Origin of the sequence: Rhizobium sullae (genome assembly GCF_025200715.1) — a bacterium.
GTDB classification, from domain to species: Bacteria; Pseudomonadota; Alphaproteobacteria; order Rhizobiales; family Rhizobiaceae; genus Rhizobium; species Rhizobium sullae.
The window spans coordinates 3,037,007-3,050,506 of sequence record NZ_CP104143.1; the positions used below are offsets into that span (position 1 = coordinate 3,037,007).

At 60.0% G+C, this 13,500-nt stretch carries 12 protein-coding genes; 10 read left to right on the forward strand and 2 right to left on the reverse strand.

Going from position 1 to position 13,500, the window contains the following annotated elements; all coding sequences use genetic code 11:
- Positions 1-10: 10 nt before the first annotated feature.
- The 3 genes from N2599_RS15350 to lysS all read left to right on the forward strand — a co-directional run bounded on the left by N2599_RS15350 (position 11) and on the right by lysS (position 4,946).
- Positions 11-1,780, forward strand: a complete 1,770-nt coding sequence (locus N2599_RS15350) for an SLC13 family permease (RefSeq protein WP_027507928.1) — start codon at positions 11-13, stop codon at positions 1,778-1,780.
- Positions 1,781-1,975: 195 nt separating this feature from the next.
- Positions 1,976-3,433, forward strand: coding sequence for a glutamate--tRNA ligase (gene gltX / locus N2599_RS15355; RefSeq protein WP_027507927.1), 1,458 nt, complete (start codon positions 1,976-1,978; stop codon positions 3,431-3,433).
- Positions 3,434-3,449: 16 nt separating this feature from the next.
- On the forward strand, positions 3,450-4,946 hold the full coding sequence (gene lysS / locus N2599_RS15360; RefSeq protein ID WP_027507926.1) for a lysine--tRNA ligase: 1,497 nt from the start codon (positions 3,450-3,452) through the stop codon (positions 4,944-4,946).
- A 76-nt stretch (positions 4,947-5,022) separates the two neighbouring features.
- Here the strand turns inward: lysS and N2599_RS15365 are convergent, their stop codons facing one another.
- Positions 5,023-5,712 (reverse strand): hypothetical protein, encoded by a 690-nt coding sequence (locus N2599_RS15365; RefSeq protein WP_027507925.1) that lies wholly within the window; start codon positions 5,710-5,712, stop codon positions 5,023-5,025.
- A gap of 179 nt (positions 5,713-5,891) precedes the next feature.
- Here N2599_RS15365 and N2599_RS15370 point away from each other — a divergent pair, with 179 nt between their 5' ends.
- From N2599_RS15370 to N2599_RS15400, 7 genes are all read left to right on the forward strand, one after another.
- Positions 5,892-6,800, forward strand: a complete 909-nt coding sequence (locus N2599_RS15370) for a LysR family transcriptional regulator (protein WP_027507924.1) — start codon at positions 5,892-5,894, stop codon at positions 6,798-6,800.
- Between the two features lie 122 nt (positions 6,801-6,922).
- Entirely contained in the window at positions 6,923-8,083 is a 1,161-nt protein-coding gene (locus N2599_RS15375; protein WP_027507923.1) for an ABC transporter substrate-binding protein, read from the forward strand.
- A 164-nt stretch (positions 8,084-8,247) separates the two neighbouring features.
- Positions 8,248-9,234 (forward strand): ABC transporter ATP-binding protein, encoded by a 987-nt coding sequence (locus N2599_RS15380; protein ID WP_027507922.1) that lies wholly within the window; start codon positions 8,248-8,250, stop codon positions 9,232-9,234.
- The gene (locus N2599_RS15385; RefSeq protein WP_027507921.1) at positions 9,231-10,199 is read left to right on the forward strand and encodes an ABC transporter permease; all 969 of its coding nucleotides are present in this window, start codon (positions 9,231-9,233) and stop codon (positions 10,197-10,199) included. Before N2599_RS15380 ends, N2599_RS15385 begins: the two co-directional genes overlap by 4 nt.
- Positions 10,189-11,004 (forward strand): ABC transporter permease, encoded by an 816-nt coding sequence (locus N2599_RS15390; RefSeq protein ID WP_027507920.1) that lies wholly within the window; start codon positions 10,189-10,191, stop codon positions 11,002-11,004. The genes N2599_RS15385 and N2599_RS15390 overlap by 11 nt, the downstream gene beginning before the upstream one ends.
- A gap of 14 nt (positions 11,005-11,018) precedes the next feature.
- Complete coding sequence (locus tag N2599_RS15395; protein WP_027507919.1) at positions 11,019-12,446, forward strand: gamma-aminobutyraldehyde dehydrogenase; 1,428 nt, start codon at positions 11,019-11,021, stop codon at positions 12,444-12,446.
- A gap of 108 nt (positions 12,447-12,554) precedes the next feature.
- Entirely contained in the window at positions 12,555-12,728 is a 174-nt protein-coding gene (locus tag N2599_RS15400; RefSeq protein ID WP_027507918.1) for a DUF1328 domain-containing protein, read from the forward strand.
- A 15-nt stretch (positions 12,729-12,743) separates the two neighbouring features.
- Here the strand turns inward: N2599_RS15400 and N2599_RS15405 are convergent, their stop codons facing one another.
- Positions 12,744-13,412: a DUF1345 domain-containing protein gene (locus tag N2599_RS15405; RefSeq protein ID WP_027507917.1), complete on the reverse strand. Its 669-nt coding sequence runs from the start codon at positions 13,410-13,412 to the stop codon at positions 12,744-12,746.
- Positions 13,413-13,500 lie beyond the last annotated feature (88 nt).

Genomic DNA, 13,500 nt, shown 5'->3' on the forward strand with positions numbered 1-13,500 from the left:
CTGGAGCAGCATGACTACTGCGCAGATTCTCGCCTTCGGCGTTATTGGCCTGATGATGGCAATCTTCATCTGGGACCGGTTCCGCTATGATCTCGTTGCCTGTTGCGCGCTGGTATTGGCCATCGCAGTGGGCGTTGTTCCCTTCGACAAGGCCTTTTCCGGCTTCAGCGACGAGATCGTCATCATCGTCGGTAGCGCGCTGATGGTAAGTGCGGGCGTAGCGCGTTCCGGCGTCGTCGACAACGCCATCAAACGCTTCTTCCCGAACCTCGACAAACTGCATCTGCAGCTGGCGCTTCTTCTGATCGTCGTCGCAGTGCTTTCCGCCTTCATCAAGAATATCGGTGCGCTGGCGATCATGATTCCCGTCGCGTTCCAGTTCTCAAGGAAAACTGGCAAGTCGCCCTCGCTCTACCTGATGCCGATGAGCTTCGCGGCCTTGCTCGGCGGCCTGATGACGCAGATCGGCACCTCACCGAACATCGTCGTATCGCGGCTGCGTGACGAGATCACCGGCACCCCCTTCACCATGTTCGATTTCACGCCCGTCGGCGCAACGCTAACGCTCGTCGGCGTCGCGTTCTTGATCTTCTTTTATTGGCTGGTGCCCGAACGGCAGAACGAGAATCCAACGCTGGAAGAAGCGCTCGATCTGAAGACCTACTTTTCCGAGGCGAGCGTGGTCGAGGGTTCCAGCTTCGATGGGAGGGCGCTCAACGAGATCCTGCAGTTGGGTGATGGAGAAGTCGTGGCGACAGCGATCCTTCGAGGCCATGCCCGGATGTCGCCCTTTCCGGATATCACGCTTAGGGCCGGCGACACGATCCTGCTTGAGGGAAGACCAGAAGTCCTCGATCGTGTCGTTTCCAACGCCAAGTTGAGGCTCTCGGGAAAGCAGATGCCGCAGATGAGGGCGGAAGGCGACGTCACGTCAATTGAAGCCGTCATTTCGGCGGAATCGTCGCTCATTGGCTGGTCGGCGCGCCAGCTTTCACTCTTCAACCGGCGGCGCATCAACCTGCTGGCCGTGAGCCGCCATGGCCATCGTCTGACCGAGCGGCTAAGTGAGGTCACATTGCGCGCGGGCGACGTTGTGGTGCTTCAGGGAAGCCGAAAGAACCTGCCGGGCTTTCTGCAGGAATTCTCGTGCCTGCCGTTGGCGCAGCGCGATATCATGCTAGGCACGCAGCGCCGCGCCTTTATGCCGATCCTCATCCTTGTCGCGGCCATGGGTGTGACTGCCGCAGGGCTCGCCCCGGTTTCCGTTGCCTTCTTCTGCGCGGCCCTTTCCATGGTCATCTTCCGCGTGATCCCTTTGGCCGAGATATACAAATCGCTTGATGGGCCAATTCTCATCATGCTGGCGGCGCTCATTCCCGTCTCGGACTCCCTGAGGACGACGGGCGGCAGCGAGCTGATCGCCGGGTGGCTTGGTCACTTCGCGACCCAGATGCCGCCTTCCGGAGCGCTTGCGCTAATCCTCATAACGGCGATGGCGATAACACCCTTCCTCAACAATGCGGCAACCGTGCTTGTCATGGCACCGATCGCCGCAAGCTTCGCGCAGACGCTAGGGTACAGGCCGGAAGCCTTCCTGATGGCGGTTGCGATCGGCGCAGGCTGCGATTTCCTCACGCCGATTGGTCATCAGTGTAATACGCTGGTCTTCGGCCCCGGTGGCTACCGGTTCAGCGACTATCCGCGCCTTGGCTTGCCGCTCTCCTTCATCATCATTCTCGTCAGCGTGCCGATGCTTCTCCACGTCTGGCCGGTCCACTGAGGCAGGGTACTGCCCATTTTCCTTGACGTGCGCGGTCGAATATGGCCTTAAGGCCAGCCAAACGGACAATCGGCGGATGAACCGGGCAGAATGCCCTTATCCGGCCGGTTTCCTGATCCAGTAACCTGCATTCTTCCGCCGAACGTCGCTTTCGCCAAGGAAAGCCGTCCGGCATTCATTTGACGGGCACATAAAATGACAGCTTCCGGCGTCCGCGTCCGCATCGCTCCCTCGCCGACCGGCGAGCCGCATGTCGGCACCGCTTACATCGCTCTCTTCAATTACCTTTTCGCCAAGAAGCACGGCGGCGAGTTCATTCTGCGCATCGAGGATACCGATGCGACGCGCTCGACCCCCGAATTCGAAAAGAAGGTGCTGGACGCGCTGAAATGGTGTGGGCTGAAGTGGTCGGAAGGCCCGGATGTCGGCGGCCCTTATGGCCCGTACCGCCAGAGCGACCGCAAGCATATCTACGGCGAATATGTCGAGAAGATCGTTGCTGCTGGCCACGGCTTCCGTTGTTTCTGCACGCCGGAGCGCCTGGAAAAGATGCGCGAGGCGCAGCGCGCTGCCAACCTGCCGCCGAAGTATGACGGGCACTGCCTGAACCTTTCGGCCGAGGAAGTCAGCTCGCGCATGACAGCGGGCGAACCCTCCGTCGTGCGTATGAAGATCCCTACCGAGGGTTCCTGCAAATTTACCGACGGCGTCTATGGCGACGTGGAAATCCCGTGGGATGCGGTGGACATGCAAGTTCTGCTCAAGGCAGATGGCATGCCGACCTATCACATGGCAAACGTCGTCGACGACCACCTGATGAAGATCACCCACGTCGCCCGCGGCGAGGAGTGGCTGGCATCGGTTCCGAAACACATCCTGATCTACCGGTATCTCGGCCTTGAGCCGCCCGTGTTCATGCATCTGTCGCTGATGCGCAATGCCGACAAGTCGAAGCTGTCGAAGCGCAAAAACCCGACCTCGATCTCTTACTACACCGCACTCGGCTATATCCCCGAGGCGCTGATGAACTTCCTCGGCCTGTTCTTCGTCCAGATCGCCGAAGGCGAAGAGCTGATGACGATGGACGAACTCACCGAAAAGTTCGATCCGGAGAACCTCTCAAAGGCCGGCGCAATCTTCGATATCCAGAAACTCGATTGGCTGAACGGCCGCTGGATCCGCGAGAAGCTTTCGGAAGAGGAATTCCAGCACCGCGTTCTGCACTGGGCGATGGAAAACGATCGCCTGAAGGCAGGGCTTGCGCTCTCACAGTCGCGCATCTCCAAGCTCGGCGAATTGCCGGACCTCACGGGTTTCCTGTTCAAATCGGACCTGAACCTTGATCCGTCCGCTTTTGCTAAGATCAAGTCGCCGCCGGAAGAGATCCTGGAGATCCTCAACACGGTGCAGCCGGACCTCGAAAAGATCCTCGAATGGAACGTCGAGTCGATCGAAGCCGAGCTGCGTGCCGTTGCCGACCGCATGGGCAAGAAGCTGAAGGTGGTCGTCGCACCGCTTTTCGTTGCCATCTCCGGCTCGTCGCGTTCGCTGCCCCTCTTCGATTCCATGGCGATCCTCGGCCGCGCGGTCGTGCGGCAACGGCTGAAACTTGCGTCGCAGGCAGTCGCCTCCCTCGTCGGCCCGAAGAACTGAACCGGACGTTTGCATCATGACTGAAAAGACCGAAACAGCGACCCTTTCCTCCGACGCAACGGAAGTCCGCGCCCAGAAGCTGAAGCTGCTGCGCGAACAGGTCGGCGATGTCTATCCGGCGCATTTCCACCGGACGATCACCAATGCCGAACTTATTGCGAAATACGAGGACCTGGAGCCAGACACCGAGACGCAGGATGTCGTCACCGTTGCCGGCCGCGTCTATTCCTCGCGCAACTCCGGTATGTTCATGGATATCCATGACGCCTCCGGCAAAATCCAGATTTTCAGCCACAAGGATGTGACGGGCGAAGAGGCTCGCGCGCTGCTGCCGATGATCGACATTGGCGACATCATCGGTGTGACTGGCGTCGTCCGCCGCACCAAGCGCGGCGAACTGACGATCAACGCTCAGCAGATCACCATGCTGACCAAGTCGCTGCTGCCGATGCCCGAGAAGTGGCATGGCCTCTCTGACATCGAGCTGCGCTACCGCAAGCGCCACCTCGACATCATGACCAACGAGGAATCCAAGCTCCGCTTCCAGCAACGTTCGAAGATCGTCTCCGGGATCCGCCGCTTCATGGAGAACGACGGCTTCATGGAAGTCGAGACGCCGATGTTGCAGTCGGTCTATGGCGGTGCAACAGCCGAGCCATTCAAGACGCATCACAACACGCTGAAGCTCGACATGTACCTGCGCATTGCGCCGGAACTCTTTCTGAAGCGCACGCTCGTCTCGGGTCTCACCGACAAGGTATTCGAGATCAACCGCAACTTCCGCAACGAAGGCGTCTCGACAAGGCACAATCCCGAATTCACCATGATGGAGTGCTACTGGGCCTACGCCGACTACGAGGACATGATGGACCTCGTGGAACGCCTGTTCGCCGAACTCGCGATTTCCATCCATGGCAGCACGGAATTCACCTTCGTCGACAAGCGGATCTCCTTCAAGGGTCCGTTCCGCCGCGTGCCGATGCCCGATGCCGTTAAGGAAGCAACCGGCATCGACTTCCTGGCAATCAAGACCGATGAGGAAGCCCGCGCCGCCACAAGGGCGGCTGGTTTCGAAATTGAAAAGGACGCGACCTGGGGCGAATGCCTCGCCTTCATCTTCGAGGAGAAGGTCGAAAGCACACTGATTCAGCCCGCGCACGTCACGCATTTCCCGAAGGACATCTCGCCCTTCGCCAAAGAAGTGCCGGGCGAGCCTCGCCTCGTCGAGCGTTTCGAGACCTATTGCAACGCTTGGGAACTCGGCAACGCCTTCTCGGAGCTCAACGACCCGGAAGAGCAGCGCAAGCGGATGGTCGAGCAGTTGGAGCAGGCACACGCGCGCGGCGAGAAAGAAAAGCAGCTGGACGACGAATTCCTCGATGCGATCGACCAAGGCATGCCGCCGGCAGGCGGTCTCGGCATCGGCGTCGACCGCCTGATCATGCTGCTTACGAATTCACCTTCGATCCGCGACATCATCCTCTTCCCGGCTCGCCGCAGCAAGGCGGACTGAGCGCAAGGCTAGCGAAGATAAGCAGATTCAAAAAGGCAGGCGGCCGGTGGTTGCCCGCCTTTTGCATGTGAGTGATCTAATGGCCGGAAGCTGGAGCAGCCTTGCCGCTTTCTGGCGAAGAAGCGCTTTCGCCTTCCGGTGATGCGTCCTCCTCGCCGTCCTTCATCTTGCTCTCGCTTTCGGTTGCGGCGACGGCGGTCGGATCGATACAATCGGAGCGTTGCTTGAAGGAGGCGCTAAGCGCCTGGATCTCTTCGGCTGGCAAGTCGATGCGCTCGCCGAAGAACAGCCCATTCTCGCTCGCCAGACCATCGTAATAGCGGGCAGTATAGGGTTTGCCGTTCAGCCCTTCGACCAACTGGTCGGGATGCGGGATATAGACCACATCTGCGCCGATCGCGCGGCCTCGCATATCCGAACGCAACGTCGGCCCGTTCTCATCGAGAACCACGACCTGCACCAGATCGGGCTTTTCCTGCTCATAGACGGCTTGCGCGACGCGCAAGGCAGTCTTCACCCGCGTCATGCCGTCGGTCGGTTCGGTCTTGATGTATTTGCGGATCCAGACGCGATCCTGCTTCTTGATGGTCACGAGGTTGACATCTGTGCAGGAGACGCCGTTCAGCTCTTCCAGGGACCGGCCGATAATATTGTCCCTGCCGATATAAAGCGCAGCGCCGCCGGAAGCGCCCGCAAAGAGGGCCATTCCGCCGATCACGACCACCAATTTCCGGGAGGGCCGGAAGATGCGCAGTAAGGCCTTCACGCCAACTGCTCCGCCATCGAAAAAACTCCAACGCAACACATGCCAGTGAAGCTAGTCAAACGACGTTTCGGAATGCTTAAGTGGTCTTCCAAGAAACATACCAATTCTGCTGAAAGACCAAAAAAGGTCCACCACACACTACGCTTGTCATGATCCGTTCGGCCGTGTTCTAAACATGCATGGCCTTCACACTTCGTCAGATCCAGTATTTTGTCGCCGTTGCCGAACAGGGTTCGGTGACGCGCGCTGCGCAGAATCTATCGATCTCGCAATCCTCCGTGACGGAAGCGCTGAAGGAGCTGGAAACCGACCTCGGCGTCGAGCTTTTCGAACGTCACCCGCGCGGGCTGACGATCACGCATAACGGCCATCAATTTCTCCGGCATGCGACAAAAATTCTAGCCAGTGTCTCCGATGCCCGCGCCAGTTTTTCCAGCCTGCAAGGCGCTCTTTCCGGCACACTGAACATCGGCGTCACCTCGCTGGTCGCAGGCTATGTACTTTCCGACCTCCTGGCGCGCTACCGCCGTGCCTGCCCGGGTGTGGAGGTGAGCGCAATCGAAGACAATGGTGGCTATCTCGAGCATCTGCTGGTTGGCGGCGAACTCGATGTTGCGGTCATGGTCATTTCCAACCTTCGCGACCGCATGGCGCTCCAGGCGGAAATTCTCGAGACTTCACCCTATCGTCTCTGGCTGCCGATAGGCCACCCGCTCGTTTCAGCCGACATCATCTCCGTCGCTGACATCGCCCGCGAGCCGCTGATCATGCTGACGGTCGATGAGATCGAAGAGAATACCGGCAAGCTGCTGTCAGCCCTCGGCGCCCGACCGCATGTCGCCTTCCGCACCCGCTCGGTCGAAGCCGTGCGCAGTCTCGTTGCAACAGGCGCCGGCGTCGCCCTACTTCCCGATCTCGTCTACCGCCCCTGGTCGCTGGAAGGCGACCGCATCGAAAGCCGCGACGTCTCCGGTTCGCTGCCGGTCGTGCAGGTTGGCATGGTTTGGCGTAAAGGCTCGAGTCTGCCTCAGGCGGCCCGCGATTTCGTCGGCATCGCCGAAGCGATGAGATCCGGCCGTCCGCGATGACGATATCGGAATTTCCGATATCGCCTTTCTGACAAATGAATTTGCGAAACCGGATTTTTCAGCGCACCTTTTCTGCCGGGAACAAAACGCCGCGGCAAGCGGCACCAACCGGGAGACAGGCGATGAAGTATCTTCTGAAGTCGTGCACCACTGCCCTAGCGAGCTTGAGCCTCGTGACGCAGGTTGCCGCTGCCGAACCATTGAAGGCCTTGGGCAAGGGTGAGGGTGCGGTCAGCATCGTCGCCTGGGCCGGTTACATTGAGCGCGGCGAGACCGACAAGAATTACGACTGGGTTACCGATTTTGAAAAGGAGACCGGCTGCAAGGTTTCCGTGAAGACCGCGGCGACCTCGGATGAAATGGTGGCGCTGATGAACGAAGGTGGCTTCGATCTCGTCACCGCTTCGGGCGATGCTTCGCTGCGTCTCGTTGCTGGCAAGCGCGTGCAGCCGATCAATACCGATCTTATTCCGAGTTGGAAGAAAATCGACGAGCGTCTGCAGAACGCGCCGTGGCACACGGTCGGCGACGTTCACTACGGAACCCCGTATGTTTGGGGCCCGAACGTGCTGATGTATAATACCGACGCGTTCAAGGATAAGGCGCCGACCAGCTGGAAGGTGGTCTTCGAGGAAGAAACACTGCCCGACGGCAAGTCCAACAAGGGCCGCGTCCAGGCCTATGACGGACCGATCTACGTCGCCGATGCCGCCCTTTACCTGATGGCGCACAAACCGGAACTCGGCATCAAGGATCCCTATGAGTTGAACGAGGACCAGTACAAGGCAGCTCTCGACCTGCTGCGCGGCCAGCGCAAACTGATCGGCCGCTACTGGCATGATGCTATGATCCAGATCGACGATTTCAAGAACGAGGGCGTTGTCGCCTCCGGTTCTTGGCCGTTCCAGGTCAACCTGCTGCAAGCTGAGAAGCAGAAGATCGCCTCGACCTTTCCGGAGGAAGGTGTGACGGGCTGGGCCGACACCACCATGCTGCACGTCGACAGCGAGCATCCGAATTGCGCCTACATGTGGATGGAGCACTCCCTGTCGCCGAAGGTGCAGGGTGATGTGTCCGCCTGGTTTGGCACGGTGCCCTCCGTTCCGGCCGCCTGCAAGGGCAACGAGTTGCTGACCGATGCCGGCTGCACCACCAACGGCTTCGACCATTTCGACAAGATCAAATTCTGGAAGACGCCCGTCGCCAAGTGCACGACGCAGAGCGAATGCGTGCCGTATCATCGCTGGGTGTCGGACTATATCGGCGTGATCGGCGGGCGGTAAGGAAAGCCCTCTCCAACCCCTCCCCACGGGGAGAGGCTTGAACGGCAACGTGCTGCCATGTGCCGGCAGATAGCGAACACGGCAATTTACATCCCTCCCCCTTGTGAGGAGGGTTGTAAGGGGTTGGCTGATGCGCCCGACCTCGTAGACACCATGGAGCCCCAATGACCTACGCCGTCCGTTTCCAGAAGGTTTCGCGCCATTTCGGCCAGGTTCGCGCCGTCGACGGCGTCGATCTCGAAATCGCGCCGGGCGAGTTCTTCGCGATGCTCGGCCCTTCGGGCTCCGGCAAGACCACCTGCCTGCGTCTGATCGCCGGCTTCGAACAGCCGACCGAGGGACATATCCAGATTTTCGGCGAAAAGGCTGAAGGCGTCCCGCCCTACCGCCGCAACGTCAACACCGTCTTCCAGGACTACGCGCTCTTCCCGCATCTCAACATCCTGGACAATGTCGCCTACGGGCTGATGGTCAGGGGTATCGGTAAGGTGGAACGCACCAAGGCGGCTGAGCAAGCGCTCGAGCTGGTGAAGCTTCCAGGCTATGGCATGCGTCGTCCGGGCCAGTTGTCCGGCGGACAGCGGCAGCGCGTGGCGCTCGCCCGCGCGCTGGTCAACAAGCCAAAGGTTCTGCTGCTCGACGAGCCGCTCGGCGCGCTTGATCTGAAGCTGCGGGAGCAAATGCAGGAAGAGTTGAAGAGCCTCCAGCGCGCACTCGGCATCACCTTCGTTTTCGTCACCCACGATCAAGGCGAGGCGCTATCCATGGCAGACCGCGTCGCCGTCTTCAATAACGGTGGCACCGTGCAGGAAGGCACGCCGCAGGATATCTATCGCCGCCCGAAGACACGCTTCGTCGCCGATTTCGTCGGTTCCTCGAACGTGATCTCGCCGGATGTGATGATCCTCCTCGGCGGCGAAAGGCGCTGGGCGAGCCTGCGTCCTGAAGCGATTCACATCTCCGGCGACGGCGTTGAGGCAGCGGTCGAAAACACCAGTTTCCTTGGCGCCGCGACTCGCCTGACGGTCGGCATGAGGGGCACGCGCCTGCATGTCACGCTGCCTGCCGGCGTCAATGTGCCGGATATCGGTGCCAGCGTGCGCCTCGCCTGGCAGCCGGCCGACGTGCACTACATGGATGACGCAGCATGACAGCGCTCGCCATGACAAAGCCCGGCGCTACGACCTCAATCCTGCCTGGGCGCGGCGGTTTCTTCGGTGGACTCTCGGACGCGTTTTGGCGCCATCCGAAGCTACTGCTTTTGCTGATGCTGACGCCGCCACTGCTTTGGCTCGGCATCATCTATATCGGCTCGCTGTTCGCACTGCTGCTGCAGAGTTTCTTCTCAATCGACGATTTCTCCGGCTTGGTCAATTACGAGTTCACGCTCGCGACCTATGCTGAGCTTCTGAACCCCACCAATTTCGATATCATCGTCCGTACCGTCGTGATGGCGGCCATGGTGACGATCGCCTCTGCCGTCATCGCCTTCCCGATCGCCTACTACGCAGCGCGCTACGCACAGGGAAAATGGAAGGCCTTCTTCTATCTGGCCGTTATGCTGCCGCTCTGGTCGAGCTATCTCGTCAAGGTTTACGCCTGGAAGCTGATTCTCGCCAAGGAAGGGATCCTCACCTGGATTTTCGCCAAGCTGCACCTCTCCTGGCTGCTCGACAGCATTCTCACGCTGCCGGTCGTTGGCGGCAATTCGCTTTCGGTGAGCTATCTCGGCACCTTCGTCGTTTTCGTCTATATCTGGCTACCCTACATGATCCTGCCGACGCAGGCCGCCCTCGAGCGCGTGCCTGCAAACCTGATCGAGGCGTCCGCCGATCTCGGCGCCACGCCGAGCCAGACCTTCCGCACGGTGTTGTTCCCGCTGGCGCTGCCCGGCATCGTCGCCGGCTCCATCTTTACCTTCTCGCTGACCCTCGGCGATTACATCATCCCGCAGATCATCGGTTCCTCGCGTCTCTTCATCGGCCAGGCGGTCTATGCGCAGCAGGGCACAGCCGGAAACGTGCCGCTTGCCGCCGCCTTCTCCGTCGTGCCGATCGTCATCATGGCCATCTATCTCTGGATGGCGAAGAAGCAGGGAGCTTTCGATGCGCTCTGATCGCGGACAACGCTCCCCTCTCCTCCTGAAGATCGCAGCTGCCGGCGGCCTGCTTTTCCTGCATCTGCCGATCCTGCTGATCTTCATCTATGCCTTCACCACCGAGGAAAAGAGCTACCAGTGGCCACCGCCCGGCCTGACGACGCAGTGGTTCGACGTGGCCTGGAACCGGCCTGATGTCTGGGCGGCCCTCGGCCTTTCTGTGCAAGTCGCCTGCATCGCCACAGCCATCGCGCTGGTGCTCGGCACGCTCTGCGCCGCTGCCGTCAGCCAGACGAAGTTCTTTGGCCGTGAGGCAATCTCCCTGCTCGTCATCCTGCCAATCGCGCTTCCCGGCATCATCACGGGCATTGCGCTGCGCTCGGCCTTCAGCCTGTTCGACATCCCGTTCTCGGTCTGGACAATCGTACTTGGTCACGCCACTTTCTGCGTTGTGGTCGTATATAACAATGCGGTCGCCCGCTTCCGCCGCACCTCCGGCTCGCTGATCGAGGCCTCGATGGATCTCGGCGCCGACAGCTTCCAGACTTTCCGGCACGTCATCCTGCCGAATATCGGCACGGCGCTGCTTGCCGGCGGCATGCTCGCCTTTGCGTTGTCCTTCGATGAAGTCATCGTCACCACCTTCACCGGCGGCCAGCAATCGACGCTGCCGATTTGGATGCTCGAAGAACTCATCCGCCCCCGCCAACGCCCCGTTACCAACGTGGTCGCGATGGCCGTCGTGCTCGTCACTTTCCTGCCGATCCTGGCAGCCTACTACCTCACCCGCGACGGCGACCAGATCGCCGGCGCCGGCAAATGAAAAGGGAGAACATCATGGACACCCAGATGCTGATTGGATCCCGCTTCGAAGCGGGCACGGAAACGGAAGAGCACATCCTGAACCCGAAGACGGGCGAGACGGTGCTGAATCTGCCGGAAGCCTCGCTCGGCCAGATCGATGCCGCCGTGGACGCCGCCGGGAAGGCTTTCAAGAGCTGGTCGCAGACGACACCCGCCGAACGCTCCAGCTATCTGCTGAAGATCGCCGGTGCCATAGAGGAAGACGCACAAAGCTTTGCCACGCTTGAAGCACTGAACTGCGGCAAGCCGATCAACGCCGTGCTCAACGACGAAATCCCGGCAATCGTCGATTGCTACCGTTTCTTTGCCGGAGCTGTCCGCAACCTGCACGGCCCCGTCGCCGGCGCATATCTGCCCGGCCATACCTCGATGATCCGCCGCGACGCGATCGGCATCGTCGGCTCGATCGCCCCCTGGAATTATCCTCTGATGATGATGGCCTGGAAGCTGGCACCCGCGATCGCCGGCGGCAACACCGTCGTCTTCAAGCCTTCCGAACAAACGCCGCTGACGGCTCTGAAGATGGCGAAACTGCTCGCCGATATCCTGCCTGAGGGCGTCGTTAACGTCGTCCTCGGCCGCGGCGAAAGTGTTGGCAATGCGCTGATCAACCACCCGAAGATCGGCATGGTCTCGATCACCGGCGATGTCGCGACCGGCAAGAAGGTGCTGCAGGCCGCCGCAAAGACCGTCAAGCGCACGCATCTGGAACTCGGCGGCAAGGCCCCTGTCATCGTCTTCGACGACGCCGATATCGATGCGGTCGTTTCCGGCATCCGCACCTTCGGTTACTACAACGCCGGCCAGGACTGCACCGCCGCCTGCCGTATCTATGCCGATGCCAAGGTCTACGACAGGTTCGTCGCCGACCTCTCCTCGGCGGTTTCCTCGATTAAGTTCAACCAGGCCGAAGACACCGAAAACGAGATCGGCCCGCTGATCTCCAAGCGCCAGCGTGACCGCGTCGAAAGCTTCGTCACCCGCGCCGCCGAGCACAAGCACATGGAAATCACTGCTGGCGGTAAGACCTCAGGCGACAGGGGGTTCTTCTTCACGCCAACCGTCATTGCCGGCGCCACGCAGGAGGACGAGATCGTCCGTCGCGAAGTCTTCGGCCCTGTCGTCTCCGTGACGCGCTTCAGCGACATCGAGGATGCCGTTGCCTGGGCGAACGACAGCGACTATGGCCTCGCATCCTCCGTCTGGACCAATGATATCAGCCGCGGCATGAAGACGGCTGCGCGCCTGCAATATGGCTGCACCTGGATCAACACGCATTTCATGCTGGTCAACGAGATGCCGCATGGCGGTCTCAAGCAATCCGGCTACGGCAAGGATATGTCGGTCTATGCGCTCGAGGATTACACCGCCGTCCGGCACGTGATGATCAACCATGGTTGAGTAATTTTGACCCGTGTCAGTTGTGACCAAGACCGTCGCAGACAACTGCGGCGGAACAATTTGGTCTTTCCCGCGTCCTCTTCTGTATCCAACACAGAGGAAACCTCCATGCTCAAATGGGCTCTCATATTTCTCGTCATTTCGCTGGTTGCCGGGTTCTTCGGTTTTTCCGGCATCTCCGCCGCCACTGCAACGATCGCGCGTGTCCTTTTCGGCATCGCCCTCGTCATCTTCCTGATCTTCCTGATCCTGGCGCTAATGGCCGGCCAGGCGGTTCTCTAACGCTCATGGCCCTGCCTAGAGCAGGCTCGCTCCGACATTGATCGCGAGTGCCAGGATTGTCGTATTGAAGAGAAACGACAGCACCGCATGAAGCAGCGTGATCTTGCGCATTGTCATAGAGGAAACGGCAACATCCGCCGTCTGTGCCGCGACGCCGATCGTGAATGAGAAATAAAGGAAGTCCCAATAAACAGGCTCTCCGATCCTGTCTGGGAAAATCAATCCTTCACCTTTGTCCAGTCCGCCGTAAAATCGATGGGCGTAATGGATGGTGAAGAGCGTATGGAGGAAAATCCACGAAACCAGGATCGTGACGACCGCCGCACAGGCCCTGGCCAAAGCCACATCAGGCGGCGCTTCTTTCACGGAATGCAGCTCGAGCCCGATGCCGGCAATGCTCGCGAGCGCCGCCGTGATCGACAGGAAAAGCACGAAGGTGTCGGAAAAATCCAGATCTTCTGCTCGCTTCCTGATATCCGCGACCGTCGCCCGCAACATCCTTCGCCAACTGATGCAGGTGAAGACGATGGCCGTAACGTTCCAGCCGATTAGCACATTCTTGGCGTTCATGTCCCGGGAAGTGAGAAGCAGGAAAACCGCTAAGCCTGCGATGAAAGCAATGATGATGGTCCGATGCCGGACCGCATAGATCATCATCGGGCTGCGCTGATCGTTGTCCGCCATGACTTTCCTCAGGCTCCATGCCCTTGATATCAGCACGAAAAAGGCGCGGCCGCCATTGGCAACCGCGCCTTCAGTTACTTTCTATGAA